Source organism: Oleidesulfovibrio sp., from assembly GCF_047973035.1.
Lineage (GTDB): Bacteria > Desulfobacterota > Desulfovibrionia > Desulfovibrionales > Desulfovibrionaceae > Oleidesulfovibrio.
This window is the reverse complement of sequence record NZ_JBKEBF010000036.1, coordinates 17,758-35,732: the sequence shown is the minus strand read 5'-3', so window position 1 is coordinate 35,732 and position 17,975 is coordinate 17,758. Positions and strand designations below refer to the sequence as shown.

General features: G+C 52.1%; 17 protein-coding genes and 1 pseudogene. 12 read left to right on the top strand and 6 right to left on the bottom strand.

Annotated elements, in window-relative coordinates; genetic code table 11:
• Positions 1-60: 60 nt before the first annotated feature.
• Together ACK5LI_RS11925 and ACK5LI_RS11920 are read right to left on the bottom strand one after the other, a co-directional pair.
• Complete coding sequence (locus ACK5LI_RS11925) at positions 61-426, bottom strand: Hsp20/alpha crystallin family protein (protein ID WP_416949590.1); 366 nt, start codon at positions 424-426, stop codon at positions 61-63.
• Positions 427-438: 12 nt separating this feature from the next.
• Positions 439-846 carry an Hsp20/alpha crystallin family protein gene (locus ACK5LI_RS11920; protein WP_416949588.1) on the bottom strand — a complete coding sequence of 136 codons (408 nt, stop codon included), beginning with the start codon at positions 844-846 and terminating at the stop codon, positions 439-441.
• 172 nt (positions 847-1,018) lie between these two features.
• Between ACK5LI_RS11920 and ACK5LI_RS11915 the strand changes: the two genes are divergently transcribed.
• From ACK5LI_RS11915 to ACK5LI_RS11870, 10 genes are all read left to right on the top strand, one after another.
• A complete protein-coding gene (locus ACK5LI_RS11915; RefSeq protein WP_416949586.1) occupies positions 1,019-1,921 on the top strand; it encodes a hypothetical protein in 903 nt (300 codons plus the stop codon).
• Between the two features lie 170 nt (positions 1,922-2,091).
• Positions 2,092-2,706, top strand: coding sequence for a GNAT family N-acetyltransferase (locus ACK5LI_RS11910; protein WP_416949584.1), 615 nt, complete (start codon positions 2,092-2,094; stop codon positions 2,704-2,706).
• 141 nt (positions 2,707-2,847) lie between these two features.
• Positions 2,848-4,095, top strand: coding sequence for an efflux RND transporter periplasmic adaptor subunit (locus ACK5LI_RS11905; RefSeq protein ID WP_416949582.1), 1,248 nt, complete (start codon positions 2,848-2,850; stop codon positions 4,093-4,095).
• Positions 4,092-4,790, top strand: coding sequence for an ABC transporter ATP-binding protein (locus ACK5LI_RS11900; RefSeq protein WP_416949580.1), 699 nt, complete (start codon positions 4,092-4,094; stop codon positions 4,788-4,790). The genes ACK5LI_RS11905 and ACK5LI_RS11900 overlap by 4 nt, the downstream gene beginning before the upstream one ends.
• A gap of 325 nt (positions 4,791-5,115) precedes the next feature.
• Positions 5,116-5,286, top strand: a complete 171-nt coding sequence (locus ACK5LI_RS11895; protein WP_416949577.1) for a symporter small accessory protein — start codon at positions 5,116-5,118, stop codon at positions 5,284-5,286.
• Between the two features lie 21 nt (positions 5,287-5,307).
• Positions 5,308-6,903: a sodium:solute symporter family protein gene (locus ACK5LI_RS11890; protein ID WP_416949575.1), complete on the top strand. Its 1,596-nt coding sequence runs from the start codon at positions 5,308-5,310 to the stop codon at positions 6,901-6,903.
• Between the two features lie 266 nt (positions 6,904-7,169).
• A complete protein-coding gene (locus ACK5LI_RS11885) occupies positions 7,170-8,405 on the top strand; it encodes an ABC transporter permease (RefSeq protein WP_416949715.1) in 1,236 nt (411 codons plus the stop codon).
• 1 nt (position 8,406) lies between these two features.
• Positions 8,407-9,645, top strand: coding sequence for an ABC transporter permease (locus ACK5LI_RS11880; protein ID WP_416949573.1), 1,239 nt, complete (start codon positions 8,407-8,409; stop codon positions 9,643-9,645).
• Between the two features lie 487 nt (positions 9,646-10,132).
• The gene (locus ACK5LI_RS11875) at positions 10,133-10,882 is read left to right on the top strand and encodes an acyl-[acyl-carrier-protein] thioesterase (protein WP_416949571.1); all 750 of its coding nucleotides are present in this window, start codon (positions 10,133-10,135) and stop codon (positions 10,880-10,882) included.
• Positions 10,883-10,928: 46 nt separating this feature from the next.
• A complete protein-coding gene (locus tag ACK5LI_RS11870; protein WP_416949568.1) occupies positions 10,929-11,510 on the top strand; it encodes a hypothetical protein in 582 nt (193 codons plus the stop codon).
• Positions 11,511-11,641: 131 nt separating this feature from the next.
• Here the strand turns inward: ACK5LI_RS11870 and ACK5LI_RS11865 are convergent, their stop codons facing one another.
• The 3 genes and pseudogenes from ACK5LI_RS11865 to ACK5LI_RS11855 all read right to left on the bottom strand — a co-directional run bounded on the left by ACK5LI_RS11865 (position 11,642) and on the right by ACK5LI_RS11855 (position 13,895).
• Positions 11,642-12,187, bottom strand: coding sequence for a chemotaxis protein CheW (locus ACK5LI_RS11865; protein WP_416949566.1), 546 nt, complete (start codon positions 12,185-12,187; stop codon positions 11,642-11,644).
• Between the two features lie 78 nt (positions 12,188-12,265).
• Positions 12,266-13,540, bottom strand: a pseudogene (locus tag ACK5LI_RS11860) (methyl-accepting chemotaxis protein); the annotation flags it as partial.
• Positions 13,541-13,763: 223 nt separating this feature from the next.
• Complete coding sequence (locus tag ACK5LI_RS11855) at positions 13,764-13,895, bottom strand: hypothetical protein (protein ID WP_416949564.1); 132 nt, start codon at positions 13,893-13,895, stop codon at positions 13,764-13,766.
• A 57-nt stretch (positions 13,896-13,952) separates the two neighbouring features.
• Between ACK5LI_RS11855 and ACK5LI_RS11850 the strand changes: the two genes are divergently transcribed.
• Positions 13,953-14,699 carry an N-acyl homoserine lactonase family protein gene (locus tag ACK5LI_RS11850; protein ID WP_416949562.1) on the top strand — a complete coding sequence of 249 codons (747 nt, stop codon included), beginning with the start codon at positions 13,953-13,955 and terminating at the stop codon, positions 14,697-14,699.
• Between the two features lie 194 nt (positions 14,700-14,893).
• A complete protein-coding gene (gene pgl, locus ACK5LI_RS11845; RefSeq protein ID WP_416949560.1) occupies positions 14,894-15,634 on the top strand; it encodes a 6-phosphogluconolactonase in 741 nt (246 codons plus the stop codon).
• A 276-nt stretch (positions 15,635-15,910) separates the two neighbouring features.
• On the opposite strand, the gene ACK5LI_RS11840 is transcribed toward pgl, so the two are convergent.
• On the bottom strand, positions 15,911-17,749 hold the full coding sequence (locus ACK5LI_RS11840; RefSeq protein WP_416949558.1) for a UbiD family decarboxylase: 1,839 nt from the start codon (positions 17,747-17,749) through the stop codon (positions 15,911-15,913).
• Positions 17,750-17,975 lie beyond the last annotated feature (226 nt).

Below are 17,975 nucleotides of genomic sequence, written 5' to 3'. Positions count from 1 at the left end.
ATATACTGTTGCTTCCACTACAGATACGCTTTGCGCCAAGCAGGTCGCTATGATTATCTGCTACGCAGAACGGATTTCGATTTTTCTAGGCTTTGCAGCTTCAGCCTTAGGCAGATGCAGATTCAGCAAACCATTTTTCATGGAGGCTGTAATCCGTTCTTTATCTACCACGTCAGATACTGTGAAGGTTCTTATGAACTCGCACGGTTCAAATTCACTATGCAGCTTTCTTCCTTCACGCGCTACATAGCTGCTGCGCCCGGTAATCACCACTTCATTTTCTTCCAGATCAATATTCAAGCCGTCACCGGATACTCCGGGCAATTCCACCATGATATGAAAGCCGTCTTCCATTTCAATAATGTCTGTAGCCGGAACAACTTTTTGCATCGCCTTTTCTGTCTTCTTTATAACTTCACTGCTCATAATACACCTCCATTACGAAATGGCAATTTTTCTGGGCTTGATTGCTTCTGATTTTGGCAGAACAACACGCAAAACACCATTCTCGCATGTGGCTTCTACTGCATCTCTATCTATAGGCGCATTCAGTGTGATAACTCTCTGGAACGATCCGTGACCGCGTTCCTGCCTGAAATATTTTCCTGCATTCTTAAGCACTTCACCACGGATGATAAGATTTTTATCAGAAATTGTCAGATCAATAGTTTCATGTTCAACAGAAGGTACGAGAAGATCAACATAGTAATTGTTGTCATCTTCAACAATATTCAATCCTGCAGTAGCGTTCCTTGCGTAAGCGGATCTGTTCATACGCGCAAAATCATCAAACAAACTTTCAATACTTTTTGGCATCTCATAAAGAGAACTGAAATCAATTACCATAGTAATGACCTCCTGAATGTTGTCTTGACTTGATAATAAATCTGCTTTTTACACTGTCAACACACCCTGTTTATTTTTTGCAGAGGGTATCTGGCACATTATACGCGGGGTTTACAAGCACCAGCGCACACGCTAAACGAGTCGCGGGCGGCGCTTCGCCCGGGAGAATGACATGCAGATTTACGTAGAAACAGGTAACAACACCCAACGACAGGCCATAAAAAACGAACTGGGTATGCTGGCTGAAGCAGCAAAGCGTGTTCAGCTTATTTTTCCTGTAGACCAGATTATTGTTCCCAAAGACTTTGACGCCAAGGTCAACGAGCTGGAAGGAACAACCGACTTCCGTTCTACTCCCGGTCTTGAACCGGTTTCCCGTACCTCACATACGCCCTCCGGCTATGTGCTGCTGTTCCACCCGAAGCTGTTTAGCAAATGGTACGACGAGCAGGTGCGCTTCTGCATTTACTGGCACGAATTTACCAAAGTGGTTAACCGGGGCCGATTCCCCCTGCTTGTTCGCCGCGGCCGCCCCGACAGGTACGCCAACTACTTTATGAATCTATACGCGTTATACGGCGAATACGAAGCAAGCCGCCGTTCGTTTGAATTCCGCGATGCTCTGGTACGCGATGTATACAAACAGCCCCTTTCAGACAGAGCACGTCAGGATCTGGAACAGTCACTCGACGGTAACATCCGCCTTTTGAACAACCGAGGTGAATACTACGACTGGATCCGCTTCCAGATCAGCGAATACCGCAAGAATCCGAACGTTGCCATTTTCCTGCAGAATGTACGCGGCAAGGTGACACAGCTTTCCTTCTCGCTCATTTATGCATACGCGACCATGGACCATTATCCTGAGTATCGCGTAAAAGAAGAAGCTCTTGCAGAAGCCCCCATGTTGAATGAAAAAACACGGGATTTTCTGGAGTTCTTCCGTTTTTCATACAATCGCGGCACCGCCGACCTTACTGCCGGCATCGATTTGATGGAAGCTCTCTGGGCCAACTTCGGCTTCCGCTTTGTTGATGGTAAACAAAGCCTGCAATGCGAAGTGCTGGATATCTAGCAAGACTTTCACTGTTGCCCCTGAAGGCAATAGCAAGCATATTCAAAGGGCCGGAGTAATCCGGCCCTTTTCTTTGGCAAAATAACATATGGTACCAATCAGGCTGTGTAACGATTGTCGGCAGCCAGTCCCGCTGCATCACTTTAACAACAACCGAACGGATACAAGTCTTGGCTACTTTTACCATAATCACTCCCCGCCTGATTCTGCGGCAATGGCGGACCGAAGATTATAAGCCATTTGCAATGCTGAATGCCGATCCAGAGGTGATGGAATTTTTCCCTGCCACTTTACCCCGTGCGGCAAGCGACGCTATGGCAGACCGCTGCCATCAGCTTATTCACGAGCGGGGATGGGGATTCTGGGCGGTGGAAGAACGACAGACCGGCGATTTCGTCGGCCTCACCGGCCTGCACACGCCAGGCAGTGAACTGCCCTTCACACCATGCATTGAAGTAGGTTGGCGGCTGGCCAGGTATCACTGGCACAAAGGGTATGCAACGGAAGCCGCAGCAGCAGCGTTACATGTGGCCTTCAACAAATTACAGCTACAAGAAGTTGTTTCTTTTACAGCCGTCCTTAATGTACGTTCGCAGGCCGTCATGCAGCGGCTTTCCATGGAGTTTGCAGGCCCGTTCGAGCACCCCGACCTGCCGCCGCAACATCCTTTGCGGCCACATGTGCTGTACACAATATCGCCCGCGGTTTGGAACAAAAACAAACTGGCAAAACGCGCCGGAACATTTTTATTTCAGCAGCCCACGGACGATAACAAACTTAAATAAATACCTATCATACACTTTTGCTGTTACAATACCTCATCAGGCTCAGTCGGGGCATATTGACGAGTCTTTACTGGATTAATAGCTTTTGCAAAGATATACGGCTCTATTGCCCGAAAAACTGCAACTCTGCGACACACACCTATGCGTAAAATTATACTCATCTCGCTGATTCTCATCTGCACCGCCGCCGTCGGCGGCTGGTTTTTGCTGGGCGGTAAAAAAGACCACGCGGTGGTAATAACGCGCACAGAAACTCTTAGCACCGGAAAAGTGCGTGAAGTGCTGGAAGCGACAGGCATCATAAAACCGGAAGTGGGAGCCATTGTAAAAACAGGCACTCGTGCAACCGGTTTGATCCGCCGTATGTACGTTCGCGTCGGTGACGCGGTTAAAAAGGACGACCTTATTGCCGAAATTGATGACCGCGAACAAAAAGCTTCTTTGAACGAGGCGAAAGCCAACATGAACAGGGCACAGGCAGAACTGCGGCAGATAGAGCTTTCTTATCCGCTACGGATTGACGAAGCCGAAGCGCAGTTAAAGGCCGGTCGTGCAGAGCACCGTTTTGCGGAGCTCAGTCTTGACCGGACCCAGCAGCTTGTGGCCCAGAGCCTTGAGACACAGAACAAGCTGGATGATGCCGAGCAGGCAGCCACCGTCGCCCGTAACACGGTGCGTGCCCGGGAAGCCACACTCCGCAGGCTGAAGACAGAGTTCCAGCTGGAGCGTGACAAAGCCAGAGAGGCTCTGCAACAGGCCGAAGCGAATCTGGAATCTGCCCGTATACGTATGTCCTACACAACTATCTACAGCCCCATCACCGGAATAGTCAGCCAGGTAACCGCACAGGAAGGTGAAACCGTTGTGGCAGGTCTGGAAGTTGCCAACCTGATCACAGTGCTTGACCCCGACAGGCTTGAAATGTGGATTTACGTTGATGAGACTGATGTGGGCAAAGTCACGCCGGGCATGGTTGTGGAATTCAGAGTGGACACATACCCCGACACGACATTTACCGGCACAGTGGATCAGATTTATCCCCAGCCGGAGGTCCGTGACAACATCGTGTACTATCAGGCTCTTGTAAAACTTACTCCAGAGACCTCACGCAGGCTCCGGCCGGAAATGACCACACAGTGCAGCGTTATTGTAAAAGTTAAGGAAAACGTTCCCGCCCTGCCCAATGCCGCCCTGAAGTGGGTGGACGGCGAGCAGACAGTGTTTGTGCAGAATGCAGACGGCACGGTACGTAAAGCATACCCCGAACTGGGTCTGCGCGGCCTTGACGTGAGCGAAGTTCTCAGCGGGCTTCAGCTTGGCGACAAAGTGGCTGTAGGAGTCGATCTGGGCAAAGCTTCCGCATCCAAAAAACGCGGCGGCATGCGATGACACACGCGCAGAAAGGCATGCTCATCCGTACTCGCGGGCTGTACCGCACATTCCGGCAAGGCGACCTGACTGTAGAAGCTGTACGCCCGCTTGATCTTGAGATAAGTCAGGGAGAGTTCGTCGCGCTGCAGGGGGCTTCCGGTTCCGGCAAGTCTACCCTGCTCCACATACTCGGGCTGCTGGACAGGCCGACGGGCGGCAGCTACCACCTGCAAGAGCGCGATGTTTCCACAATGAGCGACGATGAGCTAAGCGACTACCGCAACAGGCTGACAGGCTTTGTTTTTCAAAACTTTTATCTCATCCCTTATTCCACCGCACTGGACAATGTACTTATGCCGGGGCTGTACAGCGATATACCTCTGCGCACGTTACGCCAACGGGCGGTTATGTTGCTGGAACAGGTGGGCCTTGGCGACCGCATGACTTTTAAGCCCTCCAGCCTTTCCGGCGGCCAGCAACAGCGTGTGGCTCTGGCGCGTGCGCTGCTGCTTGACCCTGCGCTCATTCTGGCAGACGAACCCACAGGACAGCTTGATTCTGCAACCAGTGCGGACATTCTGGACCTGTTCGGCAAAATTAACGAACTGGGAAAAACCATAGTCATGGTCACGCACGATAAAGAGACTGCCGCACGTGCAAGGCGAAGAATAGTCTTCCGCGACGGTCAAATAGAGAGCGAACAGGTGCGCTGACCCTGCAGATGAATATAAGAAATGCGTCCATTCCATACAGATATTCCCCATTGACAAATAAAAAGTATCACTCTAGCATATAAACATGATGCAACAACTATCCGCCTTTTACTTTAGCTTTTTTAGCTTTTTCTTTTTCGGTCGCGCCTGTGGCCGGAAGGTGGATGCTGTTGTCTGATAACTAGCAAACAGAAACACAGTGCACCCGAAGGTCGCAGGCTTACAGCCCGCGACCTTTTTTTGTTTCATCCGTCCGGTACGCATCTGGCCGGCAACCACCTGTCCGGCATGCACCTGCCGGACATCAACGCAAAGGAGCATGAGCATGATGTTGGGACTCGGTTCACTGGAGGCTGCTCTGGCCTTCTGGCTGAGCTTGTTTGCAGCATGCAGCTGCATTGTCTGGGGCTTATGGAACTGGAATGAAAAAGGCGCTCCGGATTCCGGCCCGCTGCCGGGACTGGACGACGACCAGCCCGAACACGAAACCCGCTAACAGTCGCAGAAGGAGCACACAGTGACGGGCAAACTTATCGCCACCGCAATTTATCTGGGCTGCTGTTTCTGGCTTTCATGGAAGGCTTGGAAGGAAACAGGCAACAACGCGGACTACATGCTTGCAGGCAGACAGGCAGGCCCGTTTGTCATGGCCATGTCGTATGGCGCCACATTTATTTCAACTTCAGCCATTATCGGCTTTGGCGGAGCGGCAGCTCTTTTCGGCTTCTCCGTCCTGTGGCTGACAGTGCTCAATATCGGCGTGGGTGTTTTCATAGCCATGATCTTTTTCGGCAGGCGCACCCGCCGCATGGGGCTTGCTCTTGACTCTCACACGTTTCCCGAACTGCTGGGCAGACGGTACAAGTCAAAGTTTATTCAGGGCTTTTCCGGAAGCATCATTTTTCTGTTCATTCCTGTGTATGCGGCCGCAGTTCTCATCGGCATTGCACGGCTTGCAGAAGTTTCGCTGGGTATTCCCTACGTAGCCGCCCTGCTCATCGTTACCGCCATTCTGGCGCTGTATGTCATTACCGGCGGCATCAAGGCTGTCATGTATACTGACGCATTTCAAGGTACGCTGATGGTTTTCATGATGCTTACACTGGTGGGGTACACCTACTGGATGCTGGGGGGCGTTGTTCCCGCGCATCAGGCGCTGACCGACATGGCCCATCTGATGCCTGAAAAACTGCAGGCTGGCGGCCTGCTTGGCTGGACCCAAGGTACTGTGACCGGCTCGCCCCTGTGGTTAGTCATCTATACCACTATCGTATACGGTGTAGGTGTGGGTGTACTTGCCCAGCCGCAGCTTGCCGTGCGTTACATGACTGTTCCATCCGACAGAGAGCTGCACAGAGCCGTTCTCTTCGGCGGAGTATTCATTCTGCTTATGACCGGCGTAGCCTTTACCGTAGGATCGCTTTCAAACGCTGTTTTCTTTCAGAAGTTCGGTAAAATCGCCATTCAGATGGGTGAAGGCAACGTGGACAAAATTATTCCCGCCTATGTCGAAACCATGATGCCTGACTGGTTCTCCGGCTTTTTCCTGCTGGCCATGATGGCCGCAGCCATGTCTACCATGTCAGGTCAATATCACACCGGCGGCACCGCGCTGGGCCACGACATCATGACGAGAACCCTTGGTAAAAAGTCCCAAGGGCTTAAAGCCAACCGTATCGGCGTGGTGGTAACCATTCTGGCATCGCTCATCTGGGCATGGGTGCTGCCGGGGTCAGTTATTGCAAGAGCCACAGCGTTTTTCTTTGGACTGTGTGCAGCCACGTTTCTGCCGGCTTACGCTCTCGGGCTGTACTGGCGGGGTATAACAAAAGCTGGCGCCAAGGTATCCATGATAGGCGGTTTTGTCACATCCATGTTCTGGCTGCTTTTTGTGCATGAAAAAGAAGCCGCTGCCATCGGCCTGTGTAAATGGCTTACCGGCAAAGCAACGCTTGTGGCAAACGCTGTTCCAGGCAGTGCATTGCATCTGTTGCAATGGGTAGACCCCAACGTGGTGGCCCTGCCCCTTTCATTTGCGCTGGCCATCGGCATCAGCATGGCAACACGTCCCGTAGCACAGGAACACGTAGAGCTGTGCTACAGCCGCTGCTGATCTCAATCTCCGATAATAACAGGCAGGCCATCACAAAGGTGGCCTGCTTTTTTATCATCTCCACGCAGTTTCATACCACTACAGCACACAACAGACAGGGCACACCCAGGCTCCATATTTCCGCCAAGTGTGTTTCAGGGCTTTTTTTACCTACATAATAACGGTATAGTTTCCCCGTAAGGAGCACCTGCTTGAACTCTGACTCTGTCCGTTACGCATCTGTCTTTCCTGAACACACCACGAGGGAACGCACGCTACGGCAACGTATTGCCTTCACGCTGCGCAGCCTGTGGCGTATACGGCGTATTGCGTTTACCGCCATCTGGGCGCATCGCTTGCGCAGCAGTTTTGTAATAGCCGCCATTGCGCTGGGCATTGCATCGCTTACTGTCATTGTTGCCGCTGTGGACGGTGCTCAAAAAAAAGCACGCGAAATCACCAGTGACTTCGGGCCGGATGCCGCGCTGATTTTCGGCGGAGATGTTTTCAACAGAGCTGTAGGCCAGCGGCTTACCACACTGACACACCGTGACGCCCGCAGCATCCGGCAGATGCTGCCTGGTGTATATCTGGTTGTCCCCATGCGTTCCAAGCAGGGCATTACAGCAAAAGCCAACGGCAACAATGTGGAAGTAGGCCGTGTCATAGGCTCTACAGCCAACTATGCCGAGGCATGGAACTGGCCTCTTTCGCTCGGGCGCGATTTCACTCAGCCCGATGTTGACCGTGGTGCCCGGGTATGCCTTCTGGGAGTTGAGCCTGCACAAATCCTGTTCGGCAGAAGTGATCCCATCGGCAGAACTGTTTTTTTAAATGATATTCCCTTTACAGTCACCGGAGTGCTCAGCGAGCGAGGCACCAGTTCTCCCAACGCGCGCATGGATGACCGTATCATCGTGCCGCTGACCACGCTTACCCAGCGGTTCAACATGGACAGGCGCTACTTTCCCGCCCTGCGGGTCAAGTTCACCAATGCAGAAGCGATGGAAGAGCATAAAGAAGGCTTACGGAGCCTATTGCGCCACCTGCATAACCTGCGCGACAATGAGCCGGACGATTTTTCCATCATCACTGCCGATGAGGTCATGAAGTTTCTTGCCATGCTGCAAGGCAGCCTAGTGGTTTTTCTGGGAATCACGGCTGCATCAGCCATGGTGGTAGGCGGCTTTGTGCTGGCAAACCTGCTGTATTTATCCATTGCAGAACGCCAGATGGAAATAGGTCTGAGAAAAGCCATGGGCGCGCGTAACAGCGCCATTGTCATGCAGTTTCTCATCGAATCTGTAGCACTGACAGTGATAGGCAGCCTGCTGGGACTGGGGCTGGGTATTGTACTCGGCAAAATACTTTCAGGGTTTGACCTTATAGAGTTGCAACTTTCGTGGAAGGTGTTCTTTATCGGTGTGGCGTCTGCCGTTGCCGTAGGAATAATTTTCGGCCTGCGCCCAGCCCGTAATGCCGCTACGCTCGACCCCATCCGTGCCTTGCGAGGAGACGCCTGATATGACCAGAACCACGGGCATGTTCGGCGGGCTGCGTATAGCCATGCAATCACTTTCCACCCATCGTATGCGAACCATCCTCGCAATGCTGGGGGTTTTTCTGGGTGCTCTGGTACTGACAGGTGTCTTACATGTTTCCAAATCGCTTGTGCGCAAAGCGGAAATTGAAACCGCCAAATTGGGCCCGAACCTGTTTCAGGCCGCATCAGGCACCATCAGCTTCCGCCGCGGCGGCTCTGTACGCTTCAGAGGAGAAACAACAACCTTCACCCTGCGTGATGCAGAAGCCCTGATCAAATCTATCCCTCAGGTCGATAAAGGTGTTCCCTACATCAGTCGCACCATGCCCATCCGCGTGGGACGCAGCGCAACACAATGCCAGCTTGTTGCCACTCTGCCGGACTATACGGCTGTACGCAGCATCACCATTGACGCCGGAAGATTTTTTACAGAGCAGGAGCTGGAGCGACGGGACAAAGTGGTGGTACTGGGACGCACCATTGCGGCCAGATTGTTCGACTCGCCCGAAGCCGCTCTGGGGCAGACAGTATTCTTTTACCGCGCCAACATGAAAGTTGTCGGCATTATGGAAGAAAAAGGCAGTGACCTTTCCGGTACCGATCAGGATGAACAGGTATTCGTTCCCCTGACTACCTACATGCGCCGCATGTCGAATCAGGACTGGGTTTCAGGCGTTTTTATGAACCTGAAAGCCGGAGCATCCGAAGATGCTGCAAGAAAAGCAGCCATAGAAATTCTGCGTAAACGCCACAACACCAAAGAAGGCGGTGATGATTTTTCCATAATCACTGCGCAGGAAGCATCACAGCTGCAAAAAAAAGCGCTGGATCTGGTATGGACACTGGGCCTGCTTTCGTCGGGAATTTCATTCTCGGTGGGCAGCCTCGGCATATTGTCCATCATGATTTTGCTGGTACGTGCCCGCAGACTGGAAATAGGTATCCGGCGGTCAGTGGGAGCCACCCGCGGCAACATTATGGGGCAGTTTTTAATGGAATCGGCCATCATGTCGGGCATTGGCGGTGCCGCAGGGGTTGCAGCATCAGCAGGGCTTATCACGCTGGTATACTTTTTTGCCGGTCTGCCTTTCGTCTATGATCCGCTGCTGATTATCGGCACGTGCGCCGGCTCTGTACTGCTGGGGCTGGCGGCAGGCGCCTACCCTGCATGGCAGGCTTCGCAACTGGAAATTCTTACAGTGTTGCGTAGTTCTCCATAAAGGGGATATCCCCTGTACCTTACGCGAATCCTCTACTCTGGCGAGGACTACGCTATATCCGCTGTTGCAGCCGGAAGCTGTGTACTCCGTCATAAACAGAGTCAGCCCCGCAAGACTGCATACGCATTAATCCGCTCTGGACTGCATGCCCCCAGTCACACATGAAGACAGTGGCCTTCCTTCAAAATATTAAATATACATTTTCAACACATTACAGTTTCCGTATGAGAATAAAGCACCCCTCGGAGGCGATAAGCTTCTGCATGAGGCGACAAACGCGAATCCTACCTAGTTAACATCGCATCACAAAAACACCTTTCTTTGCACGTTGCGCCCCGCCTAAAAGCAAGGTATGCGAAAAGCACAGCGCTTACCGCTATGACGCAAACCAAGCTGACATGGGCGCAAACTGCCCGCTCTGCCTTTACTCCGGCGACACACCAGAACAGAGTCAGGCGCAAAGCGCTACCATTGAGAACAGCAAGAAATGACGACACACGCACATCACCCGCACAAAGAATCGTTTACAATTCGCACCTATGATGCCGACCAGAATGGTAATGTAAGCATCAGAGCCATTGCGAATTACTTTCAGGAAGCAGCATCAAACCATGCCCGTGCGATGGGCTTTCCTGCTGAACGCCTGCTTGAACAGAATCTGGCATGGGTTCTGGCCCGCCTTCAGATTGTTATTGAACGCTTACCCTATGTCGGGGAGTCTGTCGTTGTTGTCACGTGGCCTTCTTCGCATGAGCGACACATGGCCTACCGCTGTTATGAGCTTATCAGCGAAGAAGGTGAGCCCTTAGCCCGCGGCACCAGTGCATGGGTAACGGTAAACCTTGAGAGCAGGAGCATGAGCCCGCTGCCGGAGTTCATTACTACAGGCTACCCGCAGGATAATCCGCCGTGTCTGCCGTTTGAATCGCGCACACTGCCTCGGTTAAAAACTCCGGCCAAATCCGTGACGTTGCGCACACGCAAAGCCGATCTTGATATCAACGGCCACGTTAACAACGTGCACTATCTGGAATGGGCCACAGAACCCGTCTGCACTTCACCAGACATAACAATCCAGTATATCAATATTTCCTTCAGAGCAGAATGCTTTGCCGGAAAGAATCTTTCCAGCAGCATCGGGCAGCAAGGCGAAGACAACTGTCTGCTGCACAGCATCCGCAACGAAGACGACAATAAAGAACTGTGCCGCGTACGCACACGCTGGAACGGCTTATAGCCGCCGCTGCAATGCTGCACAGAATGACAGGAGAACGCACCACGCCATGATGCGCAATCTTGCCGAAGAACTCATCCGCTATGTTCAGGCTGCTCCTTTTCCGCATCTGACAAGCATCAAAGTAACGCTGCTGGCGCTTATTACAGGCGCAGAAGCTAAAGCGCTGATGGCGCACGCCCGCAGTGTAAGCTCAATGACTGAACCCCACCTCGGCTCATGGCAATGGCTGCTGACATGGGGCCCTGCATGGATTCTTGCTATTCTTGCAGCGCTTTTTCTATGGGGTGTGGTGCTTTGTCAGGCTGATGCGTTCTCACGTTTCAGAGAATTCAAACGGCTACGTGCAATGCTGGCCCGTTACGGATACAACCCCAGACTACTGAGGCCGGTTTCATCTTCGCGCTGCCAGCGCGACGCTGCCATGCTGGCCGCCCGCGAGACCGGTTACGGGGCTCAAGCCATGCGCTACTTTAAAGAGTGCGGCTACCGCTGGTATCATATTTTACCGGACGCCATCGTACGCAACCCGCTTTTTTTCTTCCATCCTGCTTTTCTTAAAGCAACTTTTATCCCCGGCAAGACAGCCCGTAAGGCTGCAGCGGCAAGCCATAACAGTACTTCAGAGTAAAGCCGGTCAAAACTGATAATCCTGCATATAACAACGCCCCGAGGCTAAAGCCGCGGGGCGTACTAGTATGAAAAAACGGAAGACATTTCAGCAAGTTTGCCAAATTATCACTACAGTCATTCAGCAGAAAGTCACTTTTCCTCTGCCTCTGCCTCCTCCATATCATGCTTCGTCTGCTGCACACGTTTTATGGCGTTTACAACGCCGGAGGCGGCGCAGATTTTTTCAAAATCAAGTAACGACACAAAGTCACCATTCATCCGGACGATACCACGAATACACTCTGTATCTAGGGGCATGCCGATTGCCGGCGGGGGCTTGATATCGTCTTCTGCCAGTTGAACGACCTCCCGCACGGCGTCTACAAGCGTGCCTATGGTCACCTTATGGCCGTCAGTATTCAACTCGCTGATTATAACGCAATGATCAGGGCTGAGTGAGCAATCCTGCAATCCGAATCTGCGCCGCAGATCAAGAACCGGAACAGCCTCGCCGCGCAAATTAAGCACGCCGCGCAAAAAGTCAGGTGTACGGGGAATGGTTGTGATTGTGCTTACGTCCACAATCTCCCGCACAGTGGAAATGCTCAGAGCATACATGCTGTCATCCAGCAAAAAAGTAAGAGCCTGTCCGCCAATAGAAAGGCCTGCACCAAGTAAGTCTTTGTTATTCTCCATACTCCACCACGCTTGCAATCAGAGATACTATGTTTGCAACGTTATACTACGACTGACATTCTGAAACTATCTGCCCTTTTCCACAGTAAAAAATCCTATGATTTCCAACAAACTTTCAGCCTGCCCTGAAAGTTGTGCGCTGGTTGAGGCCACCTGCTCTGCAGCGGAGGCATTGCTTTGTACAGCGCTATCAAGCTGCTGCAATGACGTACTGATCTGCGAAGCACCTGCATCCTGTTCCGAGCTTGCCGCTGCAATCTCCTGAACCAGAGACGCCGTGCGCTGTACTTCCGGCACTACATCTCGCAACATGGTGCCTGCCTTATCCGCCACAGCCACACTGCTGCCGGTAATGGAACCAATCTCCGCCGCAGCTTTTCCGCTACGTTCTGCAAGCTTTCGTACCTCTGCTGCAACTACGGCAAAACCTTTCCCGTGTTCTCCTGCGCGTGCCGCCTCAATAGCTGCGTTAAGGGCAAGTAAATTCGTCTGCCGCGCTATTTCTTCCACCACGCTGATCTTTTCTGCTATGTCGCGCATCGCCTGCACAGCCTGACTCACGGCATGTTCGCCTTCTGCGGTATGGCGGGAAACCTGTATAGCTATTCCCTCTGTCTGTCGGGCGTTTTCGGCATTCTGGCTGAAGTTGGCTGCCATTTCTTCCACGCTGGACGATATTTCCTCCACCGCCGCAGCCTGCTGAGACGCACCGGAACTCAGTGCATTGCTGGAAGCAGACAACTGATGGCTTCCTGCCGCAACTTCATGGGATACACGCTGAACATCCCCCACAATATTTTTCAGCTTATGTGCCATCTGACGAAGTGCATGGGCCAGTGTTCCCAGCTCGTCCTTACCGTATACTGAAAGTGAAGCACTCAGGTCGCCTGCTGCAATACTGCGGGCAAAGGATAATGCTTGTGCCACCGGAACCGTGACTCCGCGCGTAACAAACCACGAACAGCCTACGCTGAGAACGATTGCCACCAGCAACGCCGCCAGCATCATCACTTTTGCAGACTGGCCTTCCCTTGCCATCATTCCCAACACCATTGCATGAAAAGCCTCACATTGCTCTGCAGCCGAGTTCGCCACCTGATTCATCTGCACCCGCTGGCCCTGCTGAGCAATAAGCACCTGCGCATAGTCATCAAATGCTTTGCGGTATTGTTCCAGCGTTATCAAAAGGCCCTGCAGGGCTTTTGCCTGCTCCTGTGTTTCGGCAAGACCATGCAACACCCTGCCTTTCGCATCTATTTTTTCAATCAACGCAAACACTTCATCAGCTACGGCATCTTGCGCCTGCATGAAAAACTGCTGTTCAAGCACTCTTACTGCAAATCCCAAACCCATTTTATACGCAAGCCGTAAATCTCTCATTACAAACCATCCTCTCCGCTGCGCGATAAACGCCAGCCTACAGAATGCCGCCCGAAGCATAAGCTTGCTATTATAGAGAGAAGCACGACAAGTTTTTCGTAATGCTGCGAGGATAGCCGGAATGTTGCGAAGACAAAGCAGACTATACAGGTATGGTTTGCGACTTGCCGCTGAACGTTTTATGATTACTATTGTCTTAACGCACAGTTGTCTGGATGCCGTACGGATAAAAAACAGCGGAAACAGCAAAAATCATTTCCACTACTATCCCGATAGTTTTTACGGCATCAGCCTTGCGGCGTTCCCTCTGCGACCCGTCTGCGAACATTCGCTGTCCCGCCACAGAAGGCCACCGCGCATGAAATTTTCAGGCAAGGAGCCAGAAATGACATACTCAATCCACCCGATGGTTGTAGGATCAAAAGTTTTTGACAAAGGTATGATGACGTATCAGCAAAATTACGGCGAGCCTTACACCATTCCCATTTACAGCTGGTTGGTAAAGGGTGGCGATAAAAACATTCTGATTGATACCGGTGAGATGCACCCCATCAAATCGGATGACCGCGAAAAAGCGCTGGGCGGCCCGATAGTGACCTTTGAAGAAGGTCTGGCAAAGCATGGCCTTACGCCTGAGGATATCCACATCATCATCCATACCCACCTGCATAACGATCACTGTGAAAACGACAGTAAATGTTCCAATGCGCAGATATGGGTGCATGAAAAAGAGCTGGAGCATATTCACAACCCGCATCCGCTGGATTTCCGCTATCTGGAAGACTACATCGAAGAAGTGGAAGAAAACGGCCAGATAAATACCATAACCGAAGCGGAAAAAGAAATTGTGCCCGGCATCCGAGCCGTACACACACCTGCTCATACCGAAGGCGGCATGACCATTGTCATCGATACGGCAGAAGGCAAAGTGGCCATCACAGGATTTTGCATCATTGATGAAAACCTGAATCCACCCGCTGCGGTAAAAGGCATGGAGATGGACGTTATTCCTCCCGGCACATGCACAAGCCCCGAACGGGCTTACAACATTATGCTGCAAGTCAAGGAAATGGCAGACATCATCATTCCCCTGCATGAACCGCACTACGCTTCAGTAGAGCGCATCGGCTGACAGGCATAAAAAATACCGGGGGTCGCAAGACCCCTTTTTTATTCATAACTTTCGCACAAAACAACGCGTACATCAGGTTATCTCAACCTGAGTGTAGCAGCATATATTCCAAAGCAAACGCGGGTGTGGCATCATAGCAAAAGGTGCCCTGCCTTGGCAGAACGCACACTGTAAATTCTACCACGGGGGTAATCATGACTCAGCAAAAGCATATATCTCTTTTTATCACTTCTGACCCCGATGCCATGGCCCGACAGACGGCTGAAATCATCATAGAAGAATGCTCCAAGGCCATTGCCACAAGGGATGCATTCACACTTGCCCTTTCCGGCGGTAACACACCAGTTCCGCTTTTCCGCCTGCTTGCCAGCCCTGAGTATGCAGACCGCATTCCGTGGGGCAAAGTAAGCTTTTACTGGGTAGACGAGCGCTGCGTAGACCCCGACCACGAGCAAAGCAACTACCGCGTAGCACGTGACGAGCTGCTGCATAAAGTTTCCGCCACAAAGTTCTATCGCATGAAAGGCGAATATCACCCTGAAAAGGCGGCAGAAGCCTATGAGCAACTTCTGCGGACACAGTTTGAACTGGCACCGGGACAATTACCCCGTTTCGACTGTCTGCTGCTTGGTGCCGGAGAAGACGGGCATACGGCTTCACTTTTCCCCGGTTCAACAGGGCTGGAAGAACGCGAAAAACTGGTCATTGACCAGTATGTGCCTTCGCTGCACAGCACGCGCCTTACTTTAACGTTACCTGTCATAAACAACGCCCGTTGCGTCGTTGCCATGGCTAGCGGCAGCAACAAATACCCTATGCTTTCCAAGGCGCTCGACCTGCTTGAGCCCAGTGTGTTGCCCATTCAGCATGTCTCACCGGTGACCGGCAGACTGACGTGGGTAATTGATAAAGCAGCCTCCCGTCCGCTTGTTTAAGAATTACGGACGATAAGGTCAGGTACACCGTCAGATATCAGCCCAAGGGCAACACAATGTTTACGAGTCAGGCTTATAAGGCACAACAAACGCTCTCTTAAGAAAGCGACGTGCGAGACTGCCCCCATAAAGCATCGAAGCCTGCAGTGGTACAGCATTGCAGCTACAACCGTTCTTTTTCGCGGGATCCAGACCGAAACCCTTTCGGCTATCATCACAAAAAAAGCGGGAGCATCATCTGATGCTCCCGCTTTATGTTTATGCTGCTCATACCCGCTAGACAAACCCATGCAGAGGTCCGCCGGGCGCGCCAAGCTCATCCACTCGGCGTTCCACTTCGGGGTCTGTTTCCAATGCCGGAGCATGGAAAGACTTAAGCCGTGCATCGATAAGCAGAGGGCCCTTGCAACCCCAGTGCTTGCAATGGGTAAAGGCTCCTGCGCCGTACATGTCCGTTGCAGGGTCAGAGCGGGTAAAGGTTACCCACAGAAAGTTAGCCCAATCCTTAACAGTAAAGGCTGAATCATCCACAACCACGTACAGAGGAGTACCTTCCAGTCCGCTGATACCACCCAGATGCTCTGCAAGACGGAACATGGCTTCGTCATGTTCATCACGTGCTGCGGTGTGTACAGGGCCTTTAATCACAACAATACCCCGCCTGAACAGGCGTGCATCGCTGAAGCCTTCGGGCAGGGTAAGGTCTGCGGGAATATTCTGCGCAAGCGCTCTCTTCTTTTCACCACAGGCAGCCCATACCAGCTTGGAGCCCTGATTCAGGCTGATGCCTGTGTAGTCCAGCGTATCAATGGTGGTACGGGTAATAAAGTGCAAGTCGCGTTCAAAATCCGTACGCTCAAGCATATGCTTGAAGAAATCATCATAGCTGTGCGTAGTCAGAGCCGGAGCATCTTCTTTGGCAGCAATCATCACATACTTGGAAAGTGAAGTCTGCGTATTGCCGAGCAGTGCCATACCGCAGGTGATAAGCTCCTGAGGCTGACGGTGTTCCGCCCACGGAACATAACGTTCACTGCCGATGGCAAGCAGAAGCGGATGAACACCCGCCGCATCCACGGCCTGAATTTCGTGTACGCCGCTGAACACCTGCGGCACCATGTCGGCTGTCAGTTCGTGGATAAAGTCTCCGAAGACAGTATCCTCCTGCGGAGGACGACCGACAGTGGTAAAAGGCCATACCGCACCTGTCCGGTGCCAAACCTTATCCACGCGCAGTACGGGGAAGTCATGCTCAAGGCTGTAGTAGCCAAGGTGGTCGCCGAAAGGCCCTTCCGGCTTCTGGTAGGGCATGACAGTACCGCTGATGCAGAAGTCAGCTTCGGCAAGAACGGGCAGTTCGCCCTGCGGACGCACCATAGGCATACGGAAGCCTGCAAGTGCACCGGCAAATACCACTTCGGGGATTCCTTCGGGCAACGGCATAACTGCTGCCAGCGTCATGGCCGGCGGGCCGCCTACAAAAACATTCACTTTAAGCGGTTCGCCCATACGCAAAGCCTGCGCGTGATGATAGCCGATACCACGATGAATCTGATAATGCAGGCCCACTTCTTTATCTTTTTCGTAATGCTTTCCGGTCAACTGAACCCGGTACATACCGATGTTGGACTGCATGTAGCCCGGGTATTCAGGACTTTCGGTATATACCTGCGGCAGAGTCACATAGCCGCCGCCATCGTTCGGCCACGAAACAAGCTGCGGAAGCTTGCTGACGGTAGTGGTATTTTCCAGCACGGAGCCTTTTTTTACTGTACGCGGCATGGCGCTGAACAACGCACGGGGAACACCAGCATATCGCCACGGATGCTTGAAGAAGTCAAAAGGATCAACTTTAAGCTTGAAAAGCCCTTCAAGAGCCCGCAACGAAGAGCGGAAAATAAAACGTGTACGGCCCATGGTGCCGAACAGGTTGGCAACCATCGGAAACTGCGTTCCCTTTACGCGGGTAAACAGCATGGCGGGCGCGCCGGTACGGTATGCACGACGCTGAATAGAAGCCACTTCAAGATGCGGGTCAACCTCTGCATCGACACGGATAAGATGACCGTGACGTTCAAGGTCTTCCAGAAGCATGGTCATGTTGCGGTATCGCACGGAACCATCTCCTTAAGGTAAAATGGTGCAGGTGTGCCGAAGCGAAAGAGTGACGCAAACACCGGCAGCACGCAAGGGGCGGCAGAGAGAATACTCATACCTTCTTTATCAAAAAAACAGATATATTTTTTAAAAAAGCTACGACTCAAAAACAGGCAGGAATAACACACGGCGCAACAACGCTTTTTATAAAAAAAGCAGCTTATGCTGCACTGAATTTTTCTCT

Bases quoted from the DNA above. Each gene is read 5' to 3' on its own strand.
- ACK5LI_RS11925 (WP_416949590.1), bottom strand. From the start codon at position 426: ATGAGCAGTGAAGTTATAAAGAAGACAGAAAAGGCGATGCAAAAAGTT.
- ACK5LI_RS11920 (WP_416949588.1), bottom strand. From the start codon at position 846: ATGGTAATTGATTTCAGTTCTCTTTATGAGATGCCAAAAAGTATTGAA.
- ACK5LI_RS11915 (WP_416949586.1), top strand. From the start codon at position 1,019: ATGCAGATTTACGTAGAAACAGGTAACAACACCCAACGACAGGCCATA.
- ACK5LI_RS11905 (WP_416949582.1), top strand. From the start codon at position 2,848: ATGCGTAAAATTATACTCATCTCGCTGATTCTCATCTGCACCGCCGCC.
- ACK5LI_RS11900 (WP_416949580.1), top strand. From the start codon at position 4,092: ATGACACACGCGCAGAAAGGCATGCTCATCCGTACTCGCGGGCTGTAC.
- ACK5LI_RS11895 (WP_416949577.1), top strand. From the start codon at position 5,116: ATGATGTTGGGACTCGGTTCACTGGAGGCTGCTCTGGCCTTCTGGCTG.
- ACK5LI_RS11880 (WP_416949573.1), top strand. From the start codon at position 8,407: ATGACCAGAACCACGGGCATGTTCGGCGGGCTGCGTATAGCCATGCAA.
- ACK5LI_RS11875 (WP_416949571.1), top strand. From the start codon at position 10,133: ATGACGACACACGCACATCACCCGCACAAAGAATCGTTTACAATTCGC.
- ACK5LI_RS11870 (WP_416949568.1), top strand. From the start codon at position 10,929: ATGATGCGCAATCTTGCCGAAGAACTCATCCGCTATGTTCAGGCTGCT.
- ACK5LI_RS11865 (WP_416949566.1), bottom strand. From the start codon at position 12,187: ATGGAGAATAACAAAGACTTACTTGGTGCAGGCCTTTCTATTGGCGGA.
- ACK5LI_RS11855 (WP_416949564.1), bottom strand. From the start codon at position 13,895: ATGTTCGCAGACGGGTCGCAGAGGGAACGCCGCAAGGCTGATGCCGTA.
- ACK5LI_RS11850 (WP_416949562.1), top strand. From the start codon at position 13,953: ATGACATACTCAATCCACCCGATGGTTGTAGGATCAAAAGTTTTTGAC.
- pgl (WP_416949560.1), top strand. From the start codon at position 14,894: ATGACTCAGCAAAAGCATATATCTCTTTTTATCACTTCTGACCCCGAT.